Annotated in this window: 20 protein-coding genes; 11 read left to right on the top strand and 9 right to left on the bottom strand. The window is 68.7% G+C overall.

Annotated elements, in window-relative coordinates:
* Window positions 1–38 precede the first annotated feature (38 nt).
* A complete protein-coding gene (locus ACSJDX_RS02800) occupies window positions 39–2774 on the bottom strand; it encodes a site-specific DNA-methyltransferase (RefSeq protein WP_438354070.1) in 2736 nt (911 codons plus the stop codon).
* Window positions 2764–5841 carry a BPTD_3080 family restriction endonuclease gene (locus tag ACSJDX_RS02795; RefSeq protein WP_438354069.1) on the bottom strand — a complete coding sequence of 1026 codons (3078 nt, stop codon included), beginning with the start codon at window positions 5839–5841 and terminating at the stop codon, window positions 2764–2766. Before ACSJDX_RS02795 ends, ACSJDX_RS02800 begins: the two co-directional genes overlap by 11 nt.
* A gap of 112 nt (window positions 5842–5953) precedes the next feature.
* On the opposite strand from ACSJDX_RS02795, the gene ACSJDX_RS02790 reads away from it, so the two are divergent.
* Window positions 5954–6265 (top strand): helix-turn-helix domain-containing protein, encoded by a 312-nt coding sequence (locus ACSJDX_RS02790; protein WP_438354068.1) that lies wholly within the window; start codon window positions 5954–5956, stop codon window positions 6263–6265.
* A gap of 3 nt (window positions 6266–6268) precedes the next feature.
* Here ACSJDX_RS02790 and ACSJDX_RS02785 read toward each other — a convergent pair whose 3' ends face one another.
* Window positions 6269–6565 (bottom strand): hypothetical protein, encoded by a 297-nt coding sequence (locus tag ACSJDX_RS02785; RefSeq protein WP_438354067.1) that lies wholly within the window; start codon window positions 6563–6565, stop codon window positions 6269–6271.
* A 150-nt stretch (window positions 6566–6715) separates the two neighbouring features.
* Between ACSJDX_RS02785 and ACSJDX_RS02780 the strand changes: the two genes are divergently transcribed.
* From ACSJDX_RS02780 to rplL, 3 genes are all read left to right on the top strand, one after another.
* A complete protein-coding gene (locus ACSJDX_RS02780; RefSeq protein ID WP_438354066.1) occupies window positions 6716–8104 on the top strand; it encodes a DUF222 domain-containing protein in 1389 nt (462 codons plus the stop codon).
* 407 nt (window positions 8105–8511) lie between these two features.
* The gene (gene rplJ / locus ACSJDX_RS02775; protein WP_438354065.1) at window positions 8512–9027 is read left to right on the top strand and encodes a 50S ribosomal protein L10; all 516 of its coding nucleotides are present in this window, start codon (window positions 8512–8514) and stop codon (window positions 9025–9027) included.
* 44 nt (window positions 9028–9071) lie between these two features.
* Window positions 9072–9458, top strand: coding sequence for a 50S ribosomal protein L7/L12 (rplL, locus tag ACSJDX_RS02770; RefSeq protein ID WP_438354064.1), 387 nt, complete (start codon window positions 9072–9074; stop codon window positions 9456–9458).
* A 63-nt stretch (window positions 9459–9521) separates the two neighbouring features.
* Here rplL and ACSJDX_RS02765 read toward each other — a convergent pair whose 3' ends face one another.
* Complete coding sequence (locus ACSJDX_RS02765) at window positions 9522–10562, bottom strand: LacI family DNA-binding transcriptional regulator (RefSeq protein ID WP_438354919.1); 1041 nt, start codon at window positions 10560–10562, stop codon at window positions 9522–9524.
* 281 nt (window positions 10563–10843) lie between these two features.
* Here ACSJDX_RS02765 and ACSJDX_RS02760 point away from each other — a divergent pair, with 281 nt between their 5' ends.
* The 4 genes from ACSJDX_RS02760 to ACSJDX_RS02745 all read left to right on the top strand — a co-directional run bounded on the left by ACSJDX_RS02760 (window position 10844) and on the right by ACSJDX_RS02745 (window position 17175).
* Entirely contained in the window at window positions 10844–12175 is a 1332-nt protein-coding gene (locus ACSJDX_RS02760) for an ABC transporter substrate-binding protein (RefSeq protein ID WP_438354918.1), read from the top strand.
* A 140-nt stretch (window positions 12176–12315) separates the two neighbouring features.
* Complete coding sequence (locus ACSJDX_RS02755; RefSeq protein ID WP_438354063.1) at window positions 12316–13668, top strand: carbohydrate ABC transporter permease; 1353 nt, start codon at window positions 12316–12318, stop codon at window positions 13666–13668.
* A complete protein-coding gene (locus tag ACSJDX_RS02750; protein WP_438354062.1) occupies window positions 13665–14636 on the top strand; it encodes a carbohydrate ABC transporter permease in 972 nt (323 codons plus the stop codon). The genes ACSJDX_RS02755 and ACSJDX_RS02750 overlap by 4 nt, the downstream gene beginning before the upstream one ends.
* A 100-nt stretch (window positions 14637–14736) precedes the next feature.
* Window positions 14737–17175: an HAD-IC family P-type ATPase gene (locus tag ACSJDX_RS02745; RefSeq protein WP_438354061.1), complete on the top strand. Its 2439-nt coding sequence runs from the start codon at window positions 14737–14739 to the stop codon at window positions 17173–17175.
* Between the two features lie 9 nt (window positions 17176–17184).
* On the opposite strand, the gene ACSJDX_RS02740 is transcribed toward ACSJDX_RS02745, so the two are convergent.
* Genes ACSJDX_RS02740 through ACSJDX_RS02730 form a run of 3 tightly spaced genes read right to left on the bottom strand, consistent with a single transcriptional unit; the run spans window position 17185 to window position 19015 of the window.
* Window positions 17185–17613 carry a hypothetical protein gene (locus ACSJDX_RS02740; RefSeq protein ID WP_438354060.1) on the bottom strand — a complete coding sequence of 143 codons (429 nt, stop codon included), beginning with the start codon at window positions 17611–17613 and terminating at the stop codon, window positions 17185–17187.
* Window positions 17614–17633: 20 nt separating this feature from the next.
* Window positions 17634–18299, bottom strand: coding sequence for a DUF305 domain-containing protein (locus tag ACSJDX_RS02735; RefSeq protein ID WP_438354059.1), 666 nt, complete (start codon window positions 18297–18299; stop codon window positions 17634–17636).
* Between the two features lie 5 nt (window positions 18300–18304).
* Window positions 18305–19015: a DUF3105 domain-containing protein gene (locus ACSJDX_RS02730; protein ID WP_438354058.1), complete on the bottom strand. Its 711-nt coding sequence runs from the start codon at window positions 19013–19015 to the stop codon at window positions 18305–18307.
* A gap of 329 nt (window positions 19016–19344) precedes the next feature.
* On the opposite strand from ACSJDX_RS02730, the gene ACSJDX_RS02725 reads away from it, so the two are divergent.
* Window positions 19345–20760 (top strand): multidrug effflux MFS transporter, encoded by a 1416-nt coding sequence (locus ACSJDX_RS02725; protein ID WP_438354057.1) that lies wholly within the window; start codon window positions 19345–19347, stop codon window positions 20758–20760.
* 36 nt (window positions 20761–20796) lie between these two features.
* Here the strand turns inward: ACSJDX_RS02725 and ACSJDX_RS02720 are convergent, their stop codons facing one another.
* Window positions 20797–21462 (bottom strand): hypothetical protein, encoded by a 666-nt coding sequence (locus ACSJDX_RS02720; RefSeq protein WP_438354056.1) that lies wholly within the window; start codon window positions 21460–21462, stop codon window positions 20797–20799.
* 57 nt (window positions 21463–21519) lie between these two features.
* On the bottom strand, window positions 21520–22005 hold the full coding sequence (locus ACSJDX_RS02715; protein ID WP_438354055.1) for a nitroreductase family deazaflavin-dependent oxidoreductase: 486 nt from the start codon (window positions 22003–22005) through the stop codon (window positions 21520–21522).
* Between the two features lie 72 nt (window positions 22006–22077).
* On the opposite strand from ACSJDX_RS02715, the gene ACSJDX_RS02710 reads away from it, so the two are divergent.
* Window positions 22078–22725 carry a phosphatase PAP2 family protein gene (locus ACSJDX_RS02710; protein ID WP_438354054.1) on the top strand — a complete coding sequence of 216 codons (648 nt, stop codon included), beginning with the start codon at window positions 22078–22080 and terminating at the stop codon, window positions 22723–22725.
* The gene (locus tag ACSJDX_RS02705) at window positions 22722–24647 is read left to right on the top strand and encodes a helicase HerA-like domain-containing protein (RefSeq protein WP_438354053.1); all 1926 of its coding nucleotides are present in this window, start codon (window positions 22722–22724) and stop codon (window positions 24645–24647) included. Before ACSJDX_RS02710 ends, ACSJDX_RS02705 begins: the two co-directional genes overlap by 4 nt.
* The last annotated feature ends 11 nt before the right edge of the window (window positions 24648–24658 follow it).

The raw sequence follows: 24658 nt of genomic DNA, 5'->3' as shown, positions 1-24658 counted from the left end.
CGCCCGCGGACGCGCGGTGCGCGACACCCGGGGGTGGGTCAGACGTTCGCCGGAGAGGAGTCGCCGACGTTGTAGACCTGCATGACCTCGTCGCCGTAGTCGTTGATGACCTTCACCGCGACCTTGCCTGTCGACGGGCGGTCGAACGGCAGCGAGACCGTGCGATAGAGCGCCGCCCAGGCATCCGGGTCGATCTCAGACTTCAGGGCACGTTCGAGCTTCTTCATCGGTTCGTTGCCGCCGGTGAAGTAGCACTGCCGCACGTAGAACGACTCGCCGTCGTAGTCGGTGTCGACCATCCAGAGCGCAACGCGGTCGGTCTGGCGGCTGCGCACCTCGCCGGTCGTCGGGTCGTAGACGTCGACACCGTGCAGCTCGATCTCGAACCGGTCTTCCTCGCCCGGTCCCTGAACCGGTCGAAGGGCGATGTCGGGCTCGCCGAAGACGGTGAAGAGGTTGCCCGCGCCGGTCTTCTTGAGCGCGTCGCCCATGAGCAGCTCGGCATTCATCCGCACGAGCAGCACTTTGATGCGCCCGAGCTTGCGCACGCCCTCGACCTTCGCGAATCCCTCATCGGACGTGTCGAGGGTCACACCGTCGGCTTCGGTGACACCTGTCGCCTGGGGATCGAAGGAGAAGCCGAGCACGCACAGGAGGTCGACCTCGCTGTTGCGGAGCGCCTCCTTCGCGGCTTCCTTGATGAAGGAGGCGGACACGGTGCCGTACTGAGGCCCCAGAGCGATCGCGACGTGCGAGGGGGCCGTGTCTTCTGCTTCAGAGCGGCGCTCGCCCATCGCCTGCACGTGGGTGCCTGCGTAGGGTTCGAGCGCGGCGAACTCGATGCGCTCCTGGCGGCGTCCGTTCTGGATACCGGAGGCGCGCAGGCTGTCGAGGATCGTCTGGGCGAAGTCCGCTCCGGTCGCGTCGAGGTCGGCGGCCTGCTCGGCTTCGCTGCCCTCGTCGCCGAAGCGCAGGGAGCGATGCGGCGAGAGGCTCTCGACGGTGAACGGTCCCGTGACGCGCACCTTGCGCTTGTCCTCGTAGGGGCGGTCGTAGAGCAGTTCGAACTCGGCGTGTCGCTTGATGGCGGCGTCGATCTCGTCGCGCGTCATCCCCTCGCGGATGTCGGGGTTGTTCGCGATCGACTTGAGCGTGATGTGCTGCACGCGCTCGTAGACGAAGCCCTGGCGGATGTCGCCTTCGGTGGATGCCGGGGGCAGCAGCTTCCCCGCGGCGATGCCCTCCTGCTTCCGCCCCTCCTCGGTGTCCGCGAGCAGGTAGTACGGGTACTTGCCGCCCATCAGTCGCTGCCGGGCGAGCGCGAGGGCGACCCGTGAGGTGTCCATCGTGATCCAGCGGCGGCCCCACTGCTCGGCGACGTATGCGGTGGTGCCCGAGCCGCACGTGGGGTCGATCACGAGATCGCCGGGGTCGGTCGTCATGAGCATGCAGCGCTCGATGACCTTGGTCGCGGTTTGGACGACGTAGTACTTGTCAGCTGCGAAGGTCGACTGGACCGTGTCGTCCCACATACCCGTCAGCGCAATAACGGGGTGGTCGTCTTCGTAGCGCCGATACATGAGTGTGTTGCCAATGCGCATCAGTCTCCCGGCGTGCGCGAGGCGGGTCATTCCTGCATGCGTGGTCTTCCAGAAGATTCCCGCTCTTCCGAAGGGCCGACCGTCGAAGTCGAAGGTGAAGGAGGTTGTTTCGCCACCGCTCTGGGAATGGATCATCGACGTCATGAAACGCCGTCCGAGAGTATTCTCGCCGGGCTTCCACCGACGTGCTTCATCGCCTGTATCGATCCAGTTGTAGACCGAGCTCATCGTGCGTTCACTCCGGGCCGTCCGCAGCTCGCGGTACTTCACCATCTGGCGATTGCGCGCGTACCACAGCACGTAGTCGTGCACAGCATCGAGGGTGGCAGACGCCTTGCCGCTCGTGGTCTTGAAAGCGATCTGGCTCACGAAGTTCTCGGCGCCGAAGACCTCGTCCAGCAGCGACCGGACGAGGTGGACGTTCTCGTCGCCGATCTGCACGAAGACCGATCCCGATTCGGTCAGGAGGTCGCGCGCCGCCACCAGTCGGTCGCGCAGATACGCGAGGTAGGTGTGGATGCCGTCTTCCCACGTGTCACGGAAGGCCTTGATCTGCTCGGCCTCGCGCGCGGCATCCTCGATCTTGCCGTCTTTCACGTCGCGCTTGCGCGCCGAGACCTGCCAGTTCGAGCCGAACCTGATGCCGTAGGGCGGGTCGATGTAGACCATCTGCACCTGTCCGCGCAGGCCCTCGCGCTCGGCCAGAGAGCCCATGACCTGCAGCGAGTCGCCCAGAATCATGCGGTTCCGCCAGTTCATGCGGTGCTGGTAGAACTCCAGGGCGTCGAGCTCGTCGAGGCCCTCGAAATCGTCGAACAGCGTCGCCTCGGGCTCGACGTCACCGTCGACCGCGGTCTTGCGGAGGTTCTCGATCAGCACGCGCGGGTCGATCTTCTCCTGGATGTAGATCGGCGGCGCGTCGACCACCAGGTCAGTGTCGTCTTGCGCATCCTTGCCCCGCCACACGAGCTGCGGGTCGAGTGCTTCGTTGCGCAGCATCCGCTCGGCCGCGAAGCCGGCGGCACGTTCGTACTCCACGGGCTCGCGGACGAGATCGTCGGGATCCACCCAGTCGGCGGCCGCATCCGCCGTCGGGATGTTGGTACGAGATTCCTTCGCGTGCGCATACGACTCGACGGGCGTCGAACCGTTCGGGCGAGGGTTACGCGCCATCGGGCACCTCCTGGAAGAGCACGGCGCGCGGGCCGCGCTCGAGTCGTTGGTAGTCGCCGACGATCGGATCGCCGGCGTACAGGGATGCGATCGCCTCGCACAGTCGCTCCGTCACGTCGACCATCGAGTCGATCTCGATGTACCCCCAGGCGCCGAAGCCGCCGTGATTGTTGACGGCCGTGCACCACGACTTCTGGGCGGTCTCGGCCTTGACCGCCACCGCGCCGGGGGAGTGCGCCTTCTTCTGGCCCCCCGAGACCTCGACGATGAGCGTGCGCTCCACGTCGGCATCGATCCGCTTCAGCCGAAGCAGGAAGTCGGGAACGTACCGGTGCGAGCGGCCTTTGTGCACGTACGGGATCGCGAATCCGAGGTGATCGTTCTTGACGTACGCGGCGACATCGGCGTTGCGCTCGCACTCCAGAGCGAGGATCTGCTCCCAGGTGTTGCCGTCGGCTCCGTCGAGGACGACATGGCTGATCTCGCTCTTGACTGTCTCGAACGTGCGCTTGCGGGTGACGAACGCGACCCCGCTCGTGTCGCCCGTCGGCGCGAACCGGTCGAGGATCGGTCGGAGGAACTCGGGACGATCCTGTCCCTGCCAGTGGATAGCACGATGGATGTGCTCGATCGCCTCGTGCTGGGCTTCCGTCGACTTGAGCAGATGCCAGGGATGGAAGCCGTCGCGGTACTGGACCTTCGTCGACATCCACTCGCGCACGAAGGGCAAGAGCTTCGGGAAGAGCCATGGGCGAGGGTCGAGGCCTTGATTCGAGAAGTGATTCTTGAGCAGTCGGTCGGTGAGTTCGAACACGACGGCCGGCGGTCGGCGGTCGTCGACGTCGAACTCGTCGCGCTCGTTCGCCCCGACGATGCCGCCGATCTCGGTCCAGTTCGGCACGGTGTCTGGTCCGACGATGAACGGCGCCATGTCGGATGCCTCGAAGTACAGCTCCTCCTCGGGCATCTCGATGCGGTACCCCTCGACGCGTGGGAACGAGATGCGCAGCGACTCCCTGTCGGGCACCGACGCCACCTCGATCGCGGGAAGCTGCGGCTTCGGGTCGTCGGCGGGCCGCTCGCCCGGGATGAACGCGAAGGGGATGCCGTACACGTTCGCGTACTCGGGATCGAACCGACCCTCGTCGTTCAGCGCGTAGGACCTACGACGAAGTCCGCGGCCGATCACCTGCTCGCAGAGCAGCTGCGACCCGAACGCGCGCACCCCGAGGATGTGCGTGACGGTGTTCGCATCCCACCCCTCGGTGAGCATCGCGACGCTCACGACGCAGCGCACCTGCTCGCCGAGCTTTCCGCGCTTGCCGACGGTGTTCATCACCTCGCGGAGCAGGTCCTCGTCGGTGAGCTGATCGACGTCCATGCCCGGATTCGCGCGACGCCAGTCATCCTGGAACGCGGCGATCTCGGTGCTCGCAGCATCCTTGAAGTCCTTCGACAGCGCGTCACCGGATTCGAGCTGCGCGGAGTCGATGAGGATCGTGCGGGGGCGCGCCAGCCAGGCGCCGTCGGAGGTGTTGTCGAGCAGCTCGAGGCGCCCTGGACGGAGTACGCCCGTGTCGAGTTCCGCGCCCGCCACCCATTCGTGAACGAGCCTCGACACGAGAGTGTTCGGGCAGACGACGATCATGACCGGTGGCGGTTCGCCATGCTCTCGAAGCGTGCGCTCCCACGTGTCGAATGACCTGCGGTAGCTGCGATAGAGACTCCGCAAGGCGCTCTCGAGCTCTGCAGGCATCACCCATCCGGATGTGTCGATCGTCGCCGAGGCGGCGCGCTTCGGGAGCTGCGTGCCGATGTGCTCCCAGAGGTTGCGATACGTCGTCGTCTCGCCCTCAGCGTCGTCGTCGACGGGCAGCCGGGGGATCTTGACGATTCCCGACTCGATCGCGTCCATGAGGGAGAAGTCGCTCACCGTCCACGGGAAGATGTAGCCCTCGTTCCAGCCCGACCCGCCGAGGTAGAACGGCGTGGCGGAGACGTCGAAGATCTGCTTGATGCCGTAGCCCTTCGTGCCGGCGATCGCCTGCAGGCCTTTGAACCAGACGCGCGCGTCGGCATTCGCGTCACGCTCCTCCTTGGAGAGCGCGCCGCTGGACGGCTTGTCCTGGTAGCAGTGGTGCGCCTCGTCGTTGAGGACCGCGATCTGGCCGGGATCGCTTCCGAAGTCGCGGAGCACGCGCGACACGATCTGAGCGGGGCTCTCGTCGAACCTCCCCGTAGCGCCCGGCGCCAGGATCTCCTTCGAAAGTCTGGCGACTCCTTGGAACTCCTTGCGCACGCGCGGAAGGAAGGCGTGATAATTCACGACGACGACGCGCGCATCGCCGAGACGGCCGCGGAGGTCCGCCGGGATGAGGTCGCGCTCGTCGAAGTAGTTGCCCGGCTCGTTCGGGAGGAGCACGCGCAGCCGATCGCGGATCGTGATGCCGGGCGCGATGATCAGGAACTTGTTCGTGAACCTGACATCGCGTGGCGACTGCACCTTGTTCAGCGTCTGCCAGGCGATCAGCATCGCCATCACCACGGTCTTGCCCGAGCCGGTCGCCATCTTCAGCGCGATGCGGGGGAGGCCGGCGTTGTGCTCGTCGTTGGCGGCGTCGATGCCGCGACGCCAGTCGGTGTACCCCTGCCGTCCGGCCACCTCCACGAGGAAGATCGCCGTCTCCGCAGCCTCACGCTGGCAGAAGAGCACGCGGTTCTCGCGCGTCGGATCCGCCCAGTGGTCGAGGAGCTTGCGGGAGATCGGGGTGACCCCGTGGTAGTTGCGAGCGCGCCAGAGGTCGATATCGCGGCGGAGTCCGTTGATGGTCTCGTTGGCCTCGCGCCGTTCGCCCGTCATATCGAGATCGAACGCCTGCTGCTCGAACTCAGCAGAGGCGCGCTTTCCCTTTCGCTCCTGCGGGATCGGGATGAACGATTCGCTCGGGCGTCGGCCGGGATTGGTCTCACCGGTCGGGCCGTCGCTGCCGAGCACGAAGTGCCGCTCCGGTGGATCGTACGGCCCGTTGAGGATCGGGTTCGCGAGCGCGTCTGCGATGTCGGCCACGACCTTTGCCCTCCCCCGATGGCTCGTCGTTGCGAATGGTTACAACCACATGACTATAACCATTCGTTCGAAACCTTTCGTTCGCGAACGGGTGGGCGGATACCAAGGAGGGATGCCTCACGAGTCCGCCGATCCGCGCGTCGTCCTCGGGCGTCGCCTGGCGGCTCATCGCGAGGCGCGCAAGCTGTCTCCCGCCGGCCTGTCGGCGATCAGCGAGCTCGACGTCACCAACATCCGCAAGATCGAGGCGGGTGGGGGCAACCCGCAGCTCTTGACGGTGCTTCGGATTGCCGGAGTGCTCGAGATCGACCTCGCTGAGTTGTTCGCGGGGCTCGATCCCTACGCGCTCCCGGAGGGTGTGCGGCCCACGCCGGTGAGTGGTCTGCCCGATTCCTACTTCCGGCGCGGCGATCGCATCGCCTGACGATCAGCAGACGAAGGTCCACACGTACTCGTCATCGTTGTGGAACCAGTGCACGGAGACGCGCGCAGTGTCACGTGCATGCTGACCGAAGAACGCCAGTCGAAGCGTGTCGCCCGGTCCGAACGCGGCCCGAGGGATCGCAGGTTCCATCCACCCGTCACCGAAGAACTGCGTCGAGACGCAGCGAAGTCGGTCATCGCTGGAGTTGATGAGCGTGCACCAGTGCGGTGAGGTCCGGTCGACAGTCCAAGGCACGCGGTAAGCGAGGTCAGACGGCTCATCGGCGTCGAGAACGTACATGTATCGAAGATAAGTACGATTTGATGCGATTGTGCCGCACCGTGCCGAATATGAGAAGTACCCTGTGTCGTGCGGAGAAATGGGGCGTATGGGGAGGAGCAGTCGAACAAATATTCGACATAGATCATCGCGTCATGATAGTGTCATCGTATGGAAGATCCGTTCGAAGGCATCGACGATGCGCTGGCTGCGGCCCGCGTCGCCTGGTGGCGCGCTGACGCGCCAGGTGTCGGTGACGACGGCAGATCAAGCGCCGCGCTCGTCGAACTCGTCCAGACCCTGACGGCGATCACGCGGCGGATCGATGCCGTTCAGGTGCAGGTCGCCGCACGCATCGCGCGAGCATCCCGTGCCGAACTGGGCAATGCCGGGTTGGCGCGGCAGCAGGGCTTCCGCACGCCCACCGCGCTCATTGCGGCGACCACCGGCGCGACGATGGCCGACGCCGCACGCAAGGTGAGCGTCGGCGAGGCCACTGCTCCCCGTCTCACGCTCACGGGTGAGCCCGCCCCCGCGAAGCATCCCGCTGTCGCGAGCGCGGTCGCTGCCGGTGCGATCAGCATCGACGCGGCTGCGGCCGTCATCGCGTTGATCGACCGGGTCGCCTTTCGAGCGGCATCCGACGCGATCGACGACGCACAGCACACCCTTGTCGACAAGGCCGCCGGGCTCTCGCTCAGCGAACTTCACAAGGTGCTGCAGCGCGCAGAGGCGTGGCTCGACCCCGACGGTGTTGAACCGCGCGAAGACGATCTCCGCGCGCAGCGCGGGGTGAGCATTCGCGAAGACCGCTCAGGTCTGCTCCATCTGACGGGCGTCTTCGATCCCGAGAGCGGCGCGCCGATCGTGACGGTGCTCGAGGCGATGGTCGGCGTGCAGCTGCGACTGCGGGGCGACGGTCCGCGTGGAGTCGTCTGCGAGGCGACGGATGCTGCGCCGCCCGCCGACGACACGCGCACGGTCTCTCAGCTGCGCGCCGACGCGCTCACGACGATCTGTCGGCACATGCTCGACTGCGATGCGGCCGATCAGCCCACCGGCGGCGCGACCATTGTCGTGCGGGTTGCGCTCGACGACCTCGAACGCGGAGTCGGTCACGGTGTGATCGACGGGGTGGCCAAGCCGGTCTCCATCGCCACTGTGCGAAGGATGGCCGCGAACGCCGCCGTCATTCCGTGTGTGCTCGATGGTGACGGCGAGATCCTCGATTTCGGGCGCTCGCGGCGACTGTTCAGCTCCGCGCAGAAGCTCGCGCTCGTCGAACGAGACGGCGGGTGCGCGATGTGTGGAGTTCCGCCCGGTATGACGCAGGTGCATCACATCAGGTGGTGGTCGAGGGATGCCGGGCCCACCGACCTCGACAACGGGGTGCTGCTCTGCGGGCGCTGTCATCACCGCATCCACGATGACGGCTGGACGATCGGGGTGCGGGGGAGAGGTGTGCGCGCAGAGGTGTGGTTCACGCCGCCCTCGCACGTCGACTCTGCTCGCACACCAAGACTCGGTGGCAGAGCGCGGCGCGACTTCCGCGCCGCGTGACAGCGAGCGGGTGGCGCCGGGCCGCGACCCCCGGCCGTGCGGCTCCCGGGCGTGCGGCTCCCGGGCGTGCGGCTCCCGGGCGTGCGGCTCCCGGCCGCGTGGCAGCTGCCGCGCGACCCCCGGGCCGCGCAGCAGCGGGCGGGAGGGTGCCCGGCGTGAACGTGGGATTTGGCGGGGGGCGCGGCATCCCGTACGCTTGTCGGAGCCAAAGACCGCCGGTCATCGGGGTGCGCGCAAGCGGAACCCGATCGAAGCACTGCATCGCAGGGGCCCGCGCAGGTGACACGAACTTCGAAGGAAAGCTCCGTGCGCTTGCGCCGGAGCTTTTTGCATGCCTGCCGAGAGCGACCGAACGGACGCGGCGACGCCCGCCACCGCGGTGCGTCTCATTCATACAAGGAGTGGCCATGGCGCAGAAGGATGCATCGGTCGCCGAGCTCACGAAGAACTTCGAGAACTCGACCGCCGTTCTGCTGACCGAGTACCGCGGTCTGACGGTTGCCCAGCTCAAGCAGCTGCGCAACGACATCCGTCAGGACGCGGAATACGCCGTGGTGAAGAACACGCTGACCAAGATCGCCGCGAACAACGCGGGGATCACGTCGCTGGACGACGACCTCAAGGGTCCGTCGGCCATCGCGTTCGTGCACGGAGACCCCGTCTCCGTCGCGAAGGGTCTGCGTGCCTTCGCCAAGGCACACCCTCTTCTGGTGATCAAGGGCGGCTATTTCGATGGCAACCCGCTGACCGCCGATGAGGTCAACAAGCTCGCTGATCTCGAGAGCCGTGAAGTCCTGCTGGCGAAGCTCGCCGGCGCGATGAAGGCGACGATGACCAAGGCGGCTTACGTCTTCAACGCGCTCCCGTCGAAGGCCGTCCGCACGGTCGACGCGCTGCGTGAGAAGCAGGAGTCCGCGGCCTGATCTCAGGTCCCGGCGTAGAGAACCCCGAAACAAGGAGAATCATCATGGCAAAGCTCAGCACTGAGCAGCTGCTCGACGCGTTCAAGGAGCTCACGCTCATCGAGCTCAGCGAGTTCGTCAAGGCGTTCGAGGAGACCTTCGACGTCACCGCCGCCGCCCCCGTGGCCGTGGCCGCCGCCGGCGCCCCCGCCGGTGCCGCTCCGGAAGAGGCCGAGGAGAAGGACTCATTCGACGTCGTCCTCGAGGCCGCCGGTGACAAGAAGATCCAGGTCATCAAGGTCGTCCGTGAGCTCACCTCGCTGGGCCTCGGCGAGGCCAAGGCCGTCGTCGACGGTGCTCCCAAGGCCGTGCTCGAGGGCGCGAACAAGGAGACCGCCGAGAAGGCTCAGGCCGCTCTCCAGGAGGCCGGCGCGACGGTCACCCTGAAGTAATCCGGATCCCTCCGGTTTCGAAGGCCCCGGGTGCGCGAGCACCCGGGGCCTTCTGCATCCCCGTCAGCGGGATCCGGTGCCCGCCTCGATCGCCGAGGAGGCGCGGTCTACGGGACCTGTCGAACTGCGCACGATGAGCCGGGCCCGCAGCGTGAGCTCGACCGGCTTCGAGTCGGGATCCGACACGTGCTGCAGCAGCAGGGCGACGGCGGCGGCACCCTGCTCGCGCGGGTCCTGCGCGAGCGTGGTCAGCGCGAACATCTCGGCGAACTCGTGGTCGTCGATGCCGACGACGCTGAGATCGCCGGGAACCTGGATGCCGAGGCGCCGGGCAGCGATGATGGCGCCGATCGCGACCTCGTCGCACACCCCGACGATGCCGGTGGGGCGACGCGCCGCGTCGCCGAGCAGATCGACGGATACCGCGTACCCGCCGGGAAGCGTGACCTCCGAGCTCATGTGGCGCACCTCGTCGCCGAGGCCGCCGGTGGTCATGGCCGCCTCGTACCCGCGGAGCCGGCGTCGGTCGACCTCGGCCCAGTGCGCACCCACATTGCCGCCGACGAAGGCGATGCGGCGGTGGCCGAGTCCGATGAGGTGCTCGGTGGCGCGGCGCGCGGCATGGTCGTCGTCGATCGAGACGGCGCTGGAGTCGCGCGCGTCGCCGACGACGCTCACGAGCGGGCGCCCGATCGACAGCAGGCGCTCGAGTTCGCGGTTCTCCGGCTCGAGTCCGACGGCGATGAGCCCGTCGAACCGCTTGCGGGCCAGGAAGTCCTCGAAGATGCGGGTGCGGCCGACCGTCCCGGGCCGGGCGTCGTACAGGGTCAGATCGAGGCCGTGCTCGAGAAGGGCGTCCTGGATGCCTTCGAGCACCTCGGCGAAGAACCAGCGGTTGAGGTAGGGCATGATCACGCCGATGTTCCGGGTGCGGCCCGTCACGAGACTGGCGGCGTTGCTGGACGCGACGTAGCCGAGCGCGCGCGCGGCATCCTGCACGCGGGTGCGCGTCTCGGCCGATACGTAGCCGTGTCCGGTGAGGGCTCGGCTCGCGGTGGCTTTCGACACGCCGGCGCGTCGCGCGACATCGGCGATCCCGCTCAACATCCCTCCCTTCATCGGGCGGCGACGCGGGTGCGTGACCGCTAGAGAGGATAGCGGGATCGCCCCGAGAATGGAACCGGTTCCAGGCGCCGGTCGAGGACGTGATCCCTTTATCACACCGCGATCTTGGCGGGTTATCGAGTTGTGATGAAGTTCTGTTGCGCGCCCGCTACCGATCCCCTAGCGTGTGCATGGAATCGGTTCCCTAAGCACCCCCGAACCCGGTTCCCTGCGCGCACAGGCGCGCGCACGACTCAACGAGGAGGCAATAGATGAATGCAATGCGGTCACCCCTGCATCGCCGTATGACGGTGGGACTGGGGCTGGTGGCGATCGCGGGTCTCGCACTCGCGGGCTGCGCCGAGGGAGGCAGCTCGAGCAATTCCTCCGGGTCGGTATCCGGCCAGACGGTCAACATCTCCGGTGGTATCACCGGCACGGAGGCCGACGCGCTGAACAAGTCGTTCGAGAAGTTCACGGCCGACACGGGCATCAAGGTCGTCTACACCGGCGACAAGGGGTTCGAGGGCAACATCGTCACGAAGGTCAGCGGCGGTGACGCGCCCGACGTCGCGATCGTCCCGCAGCCGGGTCTGCTCAAGACGCTCGTGGGCACCGGTTCGGTCAAGGCCGCCGCCGATGCGGTCAGCAAGAACGTCGACCAGTACTGGGGCGCCGACTGGAAGGGCTACGGCACCTTCGACGGCACCTTCTACGCCGCGCCGATGCTCGCCAACCTCAAGGGCTACGTCTGGTACTCGCCGGCGAAGTTCAAGGAGTGGGGCGTGCAGGTGCCCAAGACGTGGGACGAGATGCTCGCGCTCACGCAGACCATCCAGCAGAAGACCGGGGCGGCACCGTGGTGCGCGGGCTTCGCGTCGCAGGCGGCGTCGGGATGGCCCGGCACCGACTGGATCGAGGACCTCGTGCTGCGCCAGTCCGGCCCCGACGTCTACGACCAGTGGGTCGCGAACAAGGTCAAGTTCACCGATCCGCAGATCAAGCAGGCCTTCGACGCGGTGGGCCAGATCCTGCTGAACCCGGCCTACGTCAACGCCGCCTTCGGTGACGTCAAGAGCATCAACTCGGTGGCGTTCGCGGATGTCGCGGCCAAGGTCGCCGACGGCACGTGCCCGATGACGCACCAGGCGTCGTTCCTCTCGGCGAACTTCCTGACGGTGACCAACGCCGCCGGCCAGACGCCGAAGATCGCTCCGGACGGCGACGTGTACGCGTTCATCCTCCCGGGTGTGAAGTCGGGCGAGCTGGCGGTCGAGGGTGGCGGCGAGTTCGTCGCCGCGTTCTCGGATTCGGCCGCGGTGCAGCAGGTCGTCGAGTTCATGTCGACGCCGGAGTTCGCCAACGCGCGCGTCAAGCTCGGCGGTGTCGTCTCGGCCAACAAGGGCGCCGACCCGTCGCTGGCCTCCAGCGCGTTCCTCACCGAGGCGATGAAGGTGCTCCAGGACCCGAAGACGACGCTCCGCTTCGACGCCTCCGACCTGATGCCCGCGACGGTGGGCTCGGGATCGTTCTGGAAGGGCATGGTCAGCTGGATCGACGGCAAGCCCACCGATCAGGTGCTCAGCGATATCCAGGCCGGTTACCAGAACTGAGCCGGAACTCGCCCGGTGGGCCGCTCGCTCGATGCGAGCGGCCCACCGGACCCACTTGCCGACGGCCGCGACGACCTCCCGGTCGGCGTCCGTCGGCGTGATCCATCCATGAGTTCGAAGACGCACTCGGAAGGGTAGTCATGACCGACACAAGACAAGCGGCCCGGTCCGCGAAGACCGCGCCGCCGCAGGATGCCGACGGGCCCGGCCGGCTCGAGGTGGCGGCGCGCAAGAGCCGCACGACGGCGCTGGTGGTGGCCGCCGCGCTGATCCTGGCCGTGGCGCTGTTCCTCTTCATGATCACGAGGCCGGCGGCCGAGACGAAGCCCACGACCCTGGGATTCTCGCTCAACAGCTTCTTCCGCTGGCTCGGCGACCTCGGACCGATCGTGCAGATCCCGATCATCCTGCTGGTCTTCGGCGCCGTCATCGGACTGATCCTGCTGCTCATCGAGTACGCGCCGCGCCGCGGTCGGGTCTACTTCTGGATCCGCCTGGCCGCGTGCTTCGTGATCCCGGTGCTCGCGTTCATGCTGCTGCGGCCCTACCAGAACGCGGTGCTGTACGTCCTGGGGATCGCGGTGATCCTCGGCGCTGTGCTCTTCTACGCCGACTACCGTTCCCGCGAGGGCGCCGGGTACCTGTTCCAGCTCGTGCTGTTCGCCGCTCCCGCCGCGATCCTCCTGCTGGTGGGCCTGATCTATCCGGCCGTCGCGACCTTCATCCAGTCGTTCTTCGACAAGACGGGCGCGCAGTTCGTCTGGTTCGACAACTACATCTGGACCTTCACCAACCCGGAGGGGTTCTGGTCGGTCATCAACACCCTCATCTGGGTGCTGCTGGCCCCCACCTTCGCCACGGCGATCGGGCTCGCCTACGCGGTGTTCATCGACAAGGCGCGCGGCGAGAAGGTCCTGAAGGTGTTCATCTTCATGCCGTTCGCGATCTCGTTCGTCGCGGCGGGCATCATCTGGAAGTTCGTGTACGACTACCGGCAGGACCAGCAGGTCGGCATCCTGAACGCCATCCTCACGGCGTTCGGCGCTCAACCCGTGTCATGGCTCGACGCGCAGCCGCTCATCAACACGTTCCTGCTGCTGGCGGTGTTCATCTGGAGCCAGACGGGACTGGCGATGGTGATCCTCTCGGCCGCCATCAAAGCCGTGCCCGCCGAGCAGATCGAGGCGGCGCAGCTGGACGGCACGAACGCGTGGCAGCGCTTCGTGAACGTCACGGTCCCGGGCATCCGACCGTCGCTCATCGTCGTGGTCACCACGATCGCCATCGGGGCGCTCAAGGTGTACGACATCGTCGCGGTGATGACCGGCGGCCGGGCCAACTCGACCGTCCTCGCCTTCGAGATGGTCAACCAGCAGCAGCGGTTCCAGAGTTACGGGCACTCCGGCGCCCTCGCCGTGGTGCTGTTCCTGTTCGTCCTGCCCTTGATCATCTTCAACGTGCGGCAGATCCGGAAGCAGAGGGAGATCCGATGACCATCGAAGTGATCGAGCCGGTCGTCGACAACCGATCCGCTCGGCAGGTCGCGCGCGACACGCGCAAGCACGAGGCGATGGCGCGTCGTCGATTGACCTCCAAGGGCGCGACGATCGCCGCGATCGTCATCGCCTTCTTCTGGACCATTCCGACCTTCGGCATGTTCGTCACGTCGTTCCGCCCCGGCTCGGACACGCAGTCGACGGGCTGGTGGACGGTCTTCGTCGATCCGAGCTTCACGCTGCAGAACTACGCGCTCGCCCTGACCTCGGGTGGCACCGCGCTCACGCTGGGCGCGTCGTTCCTCAACTCGCTCGCGATCACGATCCCGGTGGTGCTGTTCGCCCTCGCGGTCGCGTCGCTCATCGCGTACGCCTTCGCGTGGATCGACTTCAAGGGCCGCAACTTCTTCTTCATCTTCATCTTCGCGCTGCAGATCGTGCCGCTGCAGATGGCCCTCGTGCCGTTGCTGAGCCTCTTCTCGCGAGGGCTCACGATCAACGACGTCACGATCTTCCCCGGGTTCGACCTGCGCGGCATCGAGCATTCGTTCGCGACCGTGTGGATCGCCCACACGATCTTCGCGATGCCGCTGGCGATCTTCCTGCTGCACAACTTCATCGCGGAGATCCCGCACGAGGTGATCGAGGCGGCGCGCGTCGACGGCGCCGGGCACGGGCAGATCTTCTTCCGGCTGATCCTCCCGCTCGCGGCGCCCGCGCTGGCCTCGTTCGCGGTGCTGGAGTTCATCTGGGTGTGGAACGACCTGCTGGTCGCGACGATCTTCGCTCCATCGTCGTCGCTGCCGCTGACCCAATCGCTCAACTCCCTCTCCGGCACGTGGGGCGACCAGTGGTTCCTGCAGGCGGCCGGAACCTTCATCTCGATCCTCGTCCCGCTCATCGTGTTCTTCGCGCTGCAGCGTTTCTTCGTCCGAGGACTCCTCGCCGGCGCCACGAAGGGGTAGCGCTGCGCCGGGAGGAACCGGGCCGGCGCGGATCGGGGGGTCCGCGTCGGCCCGGGGCATTTCGCCGCCGAGACGAGGGTCGCGCGGATATGGTGAACGAATGGATGCCTCGGCCACGCCCGCACCGTCCGTGCTCGTCGACGCGACCGCCGGTCTCAGTGCCGCCGAGGTGGCAGAACGCGTGGCGTCGGGCCGCACCAACGCCTACTCGGCCGACTCCAGCCGCAGTGCGTGGAACATCGTGCGGGCGAACGTGTTCACGCTGTTCAACGGGATCGTTTTCGCGTGCTTCTTCGTGCTGTTCCTGCTCGGGCGCTGGCAGGACGCGCTGTTCGGTCTCGCCGCCATCGCGAACGCGGTCATCGGCTGCGTGCAGGAATTCCGCGCCAAGGCCGCCCTCGACCGGCTCGCCCTGCTGAACGCCCCGCTGGCGCGCGTGCGCCGGGACGGCGCGGAGGCGGAGATCCATCCGCCCGACGTCGTGCAGGACGACATCCTCGTGCTGCGCGCCGGCGACCAGATCGCCGCCGACGCCCGCGTCGCCGACGCGCGCGGGCTGCAGGTGGACGAGTCGATGCTCACCGGCGAGTCGGACGCGGTCGACAAGCGCCCCGGCGACGAGGTGCTGTCGGGGTCGGTCGTGGTGGCGGGCGAGGGCGACGCCCAGGTCGTGCGGGTGGGCGCGGCGTCGTATGCGAACACGTTCGCCACCGAGGCCAAGCGCTTCTCCCTCGTCTCCAGCGAGCTGCGCTCGTCGGTCAACCGCGTGCTGAAGTGGGTGGGCTGGGGCATCGGCCCGATCGGCCTGCTTGTCTTCAACGCGCAGGTGATGGTCGCCGGCGGCTACGTCACGGCGTGGCAGAGCGGCACGTGGGTGCAGGCGGTCGTCAACACGATCGCGTCGCTGCAGGCGATGATCCCGCTCGGCCTCGTGCTGATGTGCTCCATCGCGTTCGCGGTGGGGGCGGCCAAGCTCGCCGCCCGCCAGGTGCTCGTCAACGAGCTGCCCGCCGTCGAGGGCCTCGCGCGCGTCGACGTCATCTGCCTCGACAAGACCGGCACGCTCACGCTCGGCGAGATCGGCTTCGACGGCGCGCATCCGCTCGACGCCCCCGCGCCCGGCTGGGAGCGCGTGCTCGCGTGGTACGGCGCGGCGCGCGACGCCAACGCCACCGCCCGCTGCCTGCGGGAGCCGTACCCGCTCGTGTCGGCGGTCGAGCCGGCCGCGACCATCCCCTTCTCGTCGGCACGCAAATGGAGCGCGGTCTCGTTCGCGCACGGCGACGAAGCGGGCACGTGGATCTTCGGGGCTCCCGAGATGGTGTTCGGGGATGCCGCGACCGACGCCCGCGCACCGCTGGGCGGCGTCGTCACCGAGCTCGCCTCCGCCGGGCGCCGCACCCTCGTGCTCGGCCACGCGCCGACCGTGCTGTCTGGGGAGGACGCGGACCTCGAACGGCTTCCGGACGGTCTCGTGCCCGTCGTGGTCGTCACGTTCCGCGAGAAGGTGCGCCCCGACGCCGCTCAGACCCTGGCGTACTTCGACCGGCAGGGTGTCGGCATCCGGATCATCTCGGGCGACAACCCGCGCACCGTCGCGGCGATCGCACGCGAAGTGGGGCTGGACGTCGCGGAGGGCTACGACGCCCGGAAGCTGCCCGAGGACGACGCGGCGCTGGCCGACGTGCTCGAGAGGGAGCACGTGTTCGGTCGCGTGACGCCCGACCAGAAGAAGCGCATGGTCGTGGCGCTGCAGGGGCGCGGGCACACCGTGGCGATGACGGGCGACGGCGTCAACGACGCGCTCGCGATCAAGACCGCCGACATCGGGATCGCGATGAACTCGGGCGCTGCGGCGACGAAGGCCGTCGCGCGGCTCGTGCTGCTGGACGGACAGTTCTCGCACCTGCCCGACGTCGTGGCCGAGGGGCGCCAGGTGATCGCGAACATCGAACGCGTCTCGATGCTGTTCCTCACCAAGACCGCATACGCGACGACCCTGGCGATCCTGTTCGGCGTGCTGGTGATGGAGTTCCCGTTCCTGCCCCGGCAGCTCTCGATCACCGACGGCCTGACCATCGGCATCCCCGCGTTCTTCCTCGCGCTCATGCCCAACACGCAGCGTTACATCCCCGGATTCCTGCGGCGATCGCTGACCTTCGCGATCCCCGCCGGTCTCGTGATCGCGATCGCCCTGACGCTCTACACGCGCGCGGCGATGGCGTTGGGCGTGCCCGAGCCGCAGCTGCGGACGGGCTCCACGATCATCCTCGCCATCGTCGGGATCTGGGTGCTCACGGTGCTGTCGCGGCCCGTCACGCGCTTCAAGGCGCTGGTCATCGGCGCGATGTTCATCGGCCTCGTGCTGGTGTTCACGGTGCCGCTCGCGAGCGGCTTCTTCCAGCTGATCGACCCGGGCCAGGAGGCGGCGTACCTGGTGGCGTTCGTCACCGCGGTCACGATCGGCGTCATCGAGATCGTGCGGTTCGTGCACCGCCGCGTCGTCGACCGGCTGCTCGCCGACCGCGCCGTCCGCTGACCCCGGGGATCAGGGGGCGGCGGGGGTCTGCGCGACGAAGTAGCGGGAGCCCGGCGGCGTCCACACCGCGGCGAACACGAGCACGGCGGCGACCGCCTGCGCGATGCTCTCGGGGTCCCATTCGTCGGAGACGACGATCGTCGTCACCTGCAGGGCGATCTGCGCGGCGATGTAGATCGTGATGAGCACGCGCGCGAAGCGGCTGCCGCGCGACAGGCCGGAGGCGATCGCGAGCGACAGCAGACCCACGAGGATGATCGCCGACCCCAGGAGCGACACCGGCAGCACCGCGTCGGCGGCGGCCTGGTACCGGCTGAGCAGCACGAACGTGCCGAGGACGACGCTGGAGATGCCCGAGATGTAGACGAGCACGATCGCGATCGTGACGGTCACCGGCCGGCGCACGCGTGGCGGGGCGGCGGTCGTGTCGGCGGTCACGCGACCACTGTATCGCCGTGTCAGCCGCAGCCGAGCCGCGACTGCATGGCGGTCATCGCGTCGATCTCCGACGACTGCGTCTGCTTCATCGCCGCGGCGGTCTGCAGCACGTTGGGGCGCGAGCCGAGGGTGAGCACGGCGTCGACCATCTGGATCGCGCCCTGGTGGTGGCGGATCATGAGGCCGAGGAATCGGCAGTCCGCGGCGGTGCCGGTCGCGGCGGAGAGCTGGTCGAGCTCGGCCTGGGTGGCCATCCCCATCGCCGCGCGCAGCTCGGCGTCGGTCGCCGGGGTCGCCGAGGTTCCGCCGTGGTCGTGCCCCGACGTGCTCGACATCCACGACATGAGCGGCGCGCCGGTCGTCTGGGGCAGTCCCCACGCGGCGAGCCACTCGTACATCTGCCCGCGCTGCGCGGACTGGCCGGTGGCGATGTCGTACGACAGCACGCGCAGCTCCTCGTCGGAGGTGGTGCGCTGGATCTGCATCGCCATCTCGACCGCCTGCGCGTGATGCACCTGCATGTCGCGCGCGAACCCGGCGTCGGCGGCGTTGGGGGCGGGCTCGGCCGCGGTCCCGAACGCGGTGAAGCGGCCGATCGCGAAGGCGACCGCGGCGATGGCCACGATCGCGACGACGACCACCCAGACGCGCACGCCGGGCGCGGCATCCCGAGCGTCGTCGGTCACGTCGGCTACTGCTTTCCGGGGCCGTCGAGGGCGCCCGTGCACGGGGCGTTCGGCTCGGGCGCGTTCTGGCTGCGCCAGTACTCCTCGAAGAAGGTCTGGATGCGGGGGTCGTCGACCGAGGTCAGCTTGAGCTGGTGGTTCCACGCGCTCAGCACGAGCGGGGAGTCCAGTCCGACGTAGGGCGAGAGCACCACGTAGGTGGAGGGGAGCTTCGACTTCAGCGTCGCGAGCTGGTCGGCGCTCAGCGCGGCGGCGTCGTACGTCACCCACACCGCACCGTGCTCGAGCGAGTGCACGGCGTTCTCGTTCTGCTGCGGCTGGGTGTAGATGCCGCAGTTGAGCCACACCGCGTTGTGGTCGCCGCCGGTGGGCGGCGTCTGCGGGTAGGTCACCGAGCCCTGCACGTGGTTGGAGGTGTTCTGGTACGTCTGCACGCCGTCGATCTGCACGCCGGTGCTGTCCAGCGCGCCGTAGCTCGCGGGCGGCTTCGGCGCGAAGACGAACGAGGCCACGACGACGCCGACGACGACGAGCGCTGCGACACCGCCCACGATCCACCACGTGAAGCGGCTGCGCCGGCGCTTGGCGACCTGCTTCTGATACTCGGCGAGCTTCTCCTGGCGCTTCTGCTCGCGCTGCTGCTTGACGGTGAGTTCGATCTCGGCCTGAACGGCGGGGTTGCCGCTCGAGCGCTTCGGGGGCTGTGTCGGGGTCATGGTGCGATCTCGGCTGAGCAGCCCGCGAGGGCTGGGGCGGGAGGCGCGCGGATCTTCGCGCGCCTCCTCCAGCCTATGCGCCCGCATAGGAACGCGGCTGGGAGACGGCTCGGGATGCCGCGGCTCGCGTCGAAGCGATCGCGGCGCCGCGGCATCCCCGCCGGACGAACTGCTCTCCGGGGTCGCGTCGGGCCGCGGGCGTCCGATAGCATAGAGCTTCCGAATCGATTCGATCACGGACGATCCGGACTCTCTCCGCTCCCTCCTCCGTCGTGCCCGGGCTTCGCCCCGGAGCAGCGGCGTTCGCTCCGTCACCGAAGAAGACGCTTGTGCTCGATACCGCCTCCACCCCGCTCGTCCCCACTCCGGACGCTGCTGCCCCGCCTTCACCGCCCACTCGGGGAGACGACTCCCGGGCCGAGAAGCTCGCCACCGGCGCCATCGTCACGGTCGCGGGAACGCCCGTCACCGGGGCGATCCGCACGCTCGGGCCCAACCCGGCGACCGCGCCCGTCATGCTGCACCCGGGCGATTCGATCCCGGCGGCACGGCGGATCGTCTACATCATCCTGCTGGGCGCCCTGACGGCGCTCGGGCCGTTCACGATCGACCTGTACCTTCCGGCGTTCCCCGTGCTCGAGCAGGACTTCCAGACCACGGCGACGGCGATCCAGCTGACCCTGACCGGCACGATGCTCGGGTTCGGCATCGGTCAGCTCATCGTCGGACCGCTCAGCGACAAGGTCGGCAGGCGCGTGCCGCTCCTGGCCGTCACGGCGCTCCACGTCGTCGCCAGCGTGGCCGCGGCGCTCGCGCCCAGCCTGCTGCTGCTCGGGGGCGCCCGTGTGCTCATGGGCATGGGCGCGGCCGCCGGCGGCGTGGTGGCGATGGCGATCGTCCGCGATCTGTTCGGTGGTCGCCGCCTCGTCGTGATGCTCTCGCGGCTCGCCCTCGTGTCGGGGGTCGCGCCCGTGGCGGCGCCGCTGGTGGGCTCGGCGCTGCTCGTGGTGATGCCGTGGCGCGGCATCTTCGTGGTGCTGGCCGCCTACGGCCTCGTCATGCTCGTGGCGGCGCTCTTCCTCGTCCCCGAGACCCTCCCGCCCGCGCGGCGCAGCGAGAAGGGCAGCACCACGGTGCTGCAGCGCTACAAGAGCGTGCTGTCGGACCGCGTCTTCCTGGGCGTCCTGGTCATCGGCGGCATGACCTTCAGCGGCCTGTTCTCGTATCTGTCGAGCTCGTCGTTCCTGTTCCAGAGCACGTTCGGCTTCAACGCGCAGGAGTACGGCCTGCTGTTCGCGGTCAACTCGCTCGGCGTGGTCACCGGGGTGCAGTTCGCCTCGCGACTCGCGGCACGCTTCGGACCCCAGTGGGTGATGGCGTACTCGACCGGTGTGATGGCGGTCGCGGCATCCGCCATCATCGTCCTCGATCAGCTCGGCGCCGGACTGTGGGGCGTCATGATCCCGCTGTTCGTCTTCATGACCGCGTGCGGGTTCACCTTCCCGTGCGTGCAGGTGCTCGCGCTCGACCGTCACGGCAAGGCCGCCGGCACCGCCGCGTCGCTCATCGGCGCCGTCAACTTCGGCGTGGCGGGCCTCATCTCGCCGATCGTGGGCTGGGTCGCGCGTGACGCGGGCATCACCGCCACGACGATGGCCGCCGTGATGACGGGATGCGCGATCGTCGGTCTGGTGTCGCTGTGGACGATCGTGCGTCCGCGCACGATCGGCCTGCTGACGCCCTAGCTCAGCGCACGGGCTGCAGGTTGCGACTCGAGTGCGTCACATGCACGATCCGGGGTCGTAGCCGATCGTCTGGACGGCGATCGATGCGACGTGCGCATCGTCTGCCGTCATGGTGATCCACAGTGCGGACGATGCGGAATCGATCTGGAACTGCGTGCGCGGTGCGCCGTCGAAGGGAAGCGTCACGGTCTTGGCGCCCGGGTAGGCGGCCAGCACCGCATCCCGCGGCGAACCCAGAGCGATGCCGCCGGCCGTGCGCGGCGAGTCTGCGATCGGCGCTGTCGGAGGCGTGGCGGTGGTGACGCCGATCGAGCCGACCGTCCCGGTGTCGGATGCGCCGATCGCACCGACCGTCAGTTGGACGGCGCCCGTGCGTGCCGCGAGGAAGGTCATCCGGCCGCAGATGAACGAGGTGGTGAACGCGGCCGACACCGCCGAGAGCCCCTCGGTCATCGTCGACTGGAGACGCACGGGCCCGACCCCGCTGCTCGAGACGACCCATGTCGCCGTGTCCGTGGCGGAGGGGGCGGCCGTGGGACCGGCGCTCATGGTCGGACCGGGCGACGTGGGGGGAGTCGTCGAGACGATCGGAATCGGCGTCTCGGTCGTCGGAGGTGTCGTCGCGGAGCACCCGGCGGTGAGGAGTGCTGTTGCGAGCAGAGCCACGGGCACGAGGGCGGCGGCGCGGGAGCGGCGGGTCACGCTGTGCAGGCTAACGCGAGAGGTGTGCGTCAGGGATAACGATCGGGTCGCGGCGTGTCAGCGCACGGGCTGCAGGCGGAAGAGACGCACGACCCGGCCCGACGTGCGCTCGTAGCCGCGGTAGCCGGGCCATTGCCGCTCGATGATCGCCCACGTCGCGTCGCGTTCGTCGTCGCCGATGAGGGTCGCGCGAACCTTCATCGTGGTGCCGCGGACGGTGATCGCGGCGTCGGGGTGGGCGAGCAGATTCGTCGTCCACGCGGGATGCCGCTCCCCGGCGAAGTTGCTGCCGGCGACGATCGCGCGACCGGAGCCATCGGGCGTGTACATGAGCGGGGCGTCACGGGGTTCGCCCGAGCGCGCTCCCACCGTGTGCAGCACGAGCGAGGGGACGAGCAGCCCGCTGATCTGGACGCGTCCGCGCGACACCCACGTCACGAACCGCTCGAGCGGCGGCATGATGGTGGGTCCGACGCGGCGGAACAGGCGCGTGCGCGACAGGGGTGCGACCAGGCGGCGGACGACGCCGACGACAGCGGACATGCCTCCATTCTGTCCTTGCGGCATCGCTGTGGCACCGCTCCAACACCTGTCCGCCCCGACAGAATGGGGCGCATGATCTCGGATGCCGCCTCCCCGCGTCGCTTCGTCGTGCGCACCCTCGTCCCCGGCGCCGTGCTCGTGCTCGCGGCGACGGCGATGGGGGTCGTGATCCTGGCGCGCGGCAACGATCCGCTGCCCGTGGACGCCGCGTGGAACGCACTCATGACCGCGTGGGCGAGCCCCTTGCTGACGGTGTTCTCGGAGTTCATGAACGCGGTCGGAGGCGGATGGCTCGGCACGCTCGTGATCCCGATCGCCGCGACGCTCGCGCTGATCGTCGCCCGCAGACCCTGGTGGGCGGCGTACTTCCTGACGGCCGAGGCGCTCAGCGCCGCCCTCGTGCAGGTCTTCAAGCAGAGTTTCGCGCGCGCCCGGCCCGGCGACATCGCCGTCGTCAGCGACTTCGGGTCGTTCCCCTCCGGGCACGTCGCCAACGCGGCGACGATCGCGGCGGCGCTCGCGGTGCTGATGCCGCGGCTGTGGGTGATCGTCGTGGGCGCCGCCTGGGTGGTGCTCATGGCGTTCAGCCGCACCTACCTCCACGCCCACTGGCTCACCGACACGCTCGGCGGGGCGCTCATCGGGGTCGGCGCGGCGCTCTCGATCGCCGCAGCATTCGCGGTTCCGCTGAGCCGCCGCGTGGCTAGGCTGAGCCCATGACCGAGCCGGCGTCGCCCGATTCATCCCAGGCCGAACTCGCGCGGCTGCGCGCAGAGGCGGAGGCGGCCGAGGCCGCGCTCAAACTCGCACAGGCGAAGGCGGCGCTCGCCGCTGCCGAAGCCGCCGCCTCAGCTGCCGCACCCCCCATCGCCGAGCCTGCACCCCCGGTCGCCGAGCCTGCACCACCGGTCGCTGAGCCCGCACCCCCGGTCGCTGAGCCCCCACCCCCGGTCGCAGAGCCTGTCGAAGCGTCGCCCGCGCCCGCGGCCGCGCCTCCGGCAGCCCCTGCCGCCCCAGCCGGCCCGCTCGACGACGCGCAGATCCAGGCCGTCGTCGCCGGATACACCTTCGAGGCCACGACGCTCGACCTCGGCGCGCTCATGAACGGCGACCCCGTGGCATCCGCCCAGATCCGCATCCCCCTCGGCATGATCAACCGTCACGGCCTCGTCGCCGGCGCCACGGGAACCGGAAAGACCCGCACGCTCCAGGGCCTCGCCGAGCAGCTCGCGGCCAAGGGCGTGCCGGTGTTCGCGGCAGACATCAAGGGCGACCTGTCGGGTGTCGCGACACCGGGGGAGTCCAACCCCAAGCTGCTCGCGCGCACCGAGGCGATCGGGCAGGACTGGAAGCCCGAGGCGTCGGTCACCGAGTACTTCGCCCTCGGCGGCGTGGGCAAGGGCATCCCCGTGCGTGCCACGGTGTCGGGTTTCGGACCGCTGCTGCTGAGCAAGGTGATGGGCCTCAACGAGACGCAGGAGTCGAGCCTGGGCCTCGTCTTCCACTACGCCGACGCGAACGGGCTGGCCCTGGTCGACCTCTCCGACCTCCGCGCCGTGCTCACCTACCTCACCGGCGACGGAAAGGATGAGCTGAAGACCCTCGGCGGGCTGTCGGCGGCGACGGCGGGCGTGATCCTGCGCGAGCTCATCACCTTTGCGGATGCCGGAGCCGACGTCTTCTTCGGCGAGCCCGAGTTCGACGTGCAGGAGTTCCTGCGCACCGCGCCCGACGGCCGCGGCATCATCAGCCTGCTCGAGGTGCCCGGCGTCATCGACAAGCCCGCGCTGTTCTCGACGTTCCTGATGTACCTGCTGGCCGAGCTGTTCGAGATCCTCCCCGAGGTGGGCGATCTCGACAAGCCGAAGCTCGTGTTCTTCTTCGACGAGGCGCACCTGCTGTTCCGCGACGCGTCGAAGGACTTCCTCGCCGCGATCACCCAGACCGTGCGCCTCATCCGCTCGAAGGGCGTGGGCGTCTTCTTCGTCACGCAGACGCCGAAGGACGTGCCCTCCGACGTGCTCGCGCAGCTCGGCTCCCGCATCCAGCACGCGCTGCGCGCCTTCACCCCCGACGACGCGAAGGCCCTCCGCGCGACCGTCGGCACGTACCCCCGGTCGGGGTACGACCTGGAGCGCGTGCTGCAGGAGCTCGGCACCGGCGAGGCGATCGTCACCGTGATGAGCGAGAAGGGCGCCCCGACGCCCGTCGCGTGGACGCGTCTGCGCGCTCCGCAGGGGCTCATGTCGCCCACGCCCGATCCGCAGATCGTCGCCGCCGTGAACGCGTCGCCGCTCCTGGCGAAGTACGGCACCGCGATCGACCGCGAATCGGCGCGCGAGATCCTCACCGCCCGCATGAACGCCGCCGAACAGGCGCACGCCGCAGAGCAGGCGGCGATCGAGCAGGCCAAGGCCGACGCCGAGCTCGCCAAGCAGCAGGCGGCGGCCGACAAGGCGCAGGCCGCGGCCGACAAGAAGGCGCAGGCGGAGTACGACCGGCTCCTGAAGAAGACCGCGGGCACGAGCCGCACCGCGTCGCGGCCCCAGAAGTCGGCACTCGAGCAGGTGCTCGGCTCGAAGTCGACGCAGACGATCCTCAACGGCGTGATCCGCGGGCTGTTCGGCAACGGCCGCCGCTGACGGGCATCCGG

Origin of the sequence: Microbacterium fluminis, from assembly GCF_051549805.1 — a bacterium.
Taxonomy (GTDB): domain Bacteria; phylum Actinomycetota; class Actinomycetes; order Actinomycetales; family Microbacteriaceae; genus Microbacterium.
This window is presented reverse-complemented; position numbering and strand designations above follow the sequence as displayed.

What these genes read in the sequence shown, in the direction of transcription:
- ACSJDX_RS02800 (WP_438354070.1), bottom strand. Translation starts at nt 2,774, where the DNA reads ATGGCGCGTAACCCTCGCCCGAACGGTTCGACGCCCGTCGAGTCGTAT.
- ACSJDX_RS02790 (WP_438354068.1), top strand. Translation starts at nt 5,954, where the DNA reads ATGCCTCACGAGTCCGCCGATCCGCGCGTCGTCCTCGGGCGTCGCCTG.
- ACSJDX_RS02785 (WP_438354067.1), bottom strand. Translation starts at nt 6,565, where the DNA reads ATGTACGTTCTCGACGCCGATGAGCCGTCTGACCTCGCTTACCGCGTG.
- ACSJDX_RS02780 (WP_438354066.1), top strand. Translation starts at nt 6,716, where the DNA reads ATGGAAGATCCGTTCGAAGGCATCGACGATGCGCTGGCTGCGGCCCGC.
- rplJ (WP_438354065.1), top strand. Translation starts at nt 8,512, where the DNA reads ATGGCGCAGAAGGATGCATCGGTCGCCGAGCTCACGAAGAACTTCGAG.
- rplL (WP_438354064.1), top strand. Translation starts at nt 9,072, where the DNA reads ATGGCAAAGCTCAGCACTGAGCAGCTGCTCGACGCGTTCAAGGAGCTC.
- ACSJDX_RS02760 (WP_438354918.1), top strand. Translation starts at nt 10,844, where the DNA reads ATGCGGTCACCCCTGCATCGCCGTATGACGGTGGGACTGGGGCTGGTG.
- ACSJDX_RS02755 (WP_438354063.1), top strand. Translation starts at nt 12,316, where the DNA reads ATGACCGACACAAGACAAGCGGCCCGGTCCGCGAAGACCGCGCCGCCG.
- ACSJDX_RS02750 (WP_438354062.1), top strand. Translation starts at nt 13,665, where the DNA reads ATGACCATCGAAGTGATCGAGCCGGTCGTCGACAACCGATCCGCTCGG.
- ACSJDX_RS02745 (WP_438354061.1), top strand. Translation starts at nt 14,737, where the DNA reads ATGGATGCCTCGGCCACGCCCGCACCGTCCGTGCTCGTCGACGCGACC.
- ACSJDX_RS02730 (WP_438354058.1), bottom strand. Translation starts at nt 19,015, where the DNA reads ATGACCCCGACACAGCCCCCGAAGCGCTCGAGCGGCAACCCCGCCGTT.
- ACSJDX_RS02715 (WP_438354055.1), bottom strand. Translation starts at nt 22,005, where the DNA reads ATGTCCGCTGTCGTCGGCGTCGTCCGCCGCCTGGTCGCACCCCTGTCG.
- ACSJDX_RS02710 (WP_438354054.1), top strand. Translation starts at nt 22,078, where the DNA reads ATGATCTCGGATGCCGCCTCCCCGCGTCGCTTCGTCGTGCGCACCCTC.
- ACSJDX_RS02705 (WP_438354053.1), top strand. Translation starts at nt 22,722, where the DNA reads ATGACCGAGCCGGCGTCGCCCGATTCATCCCAGGCCGAACTCGCGCGG.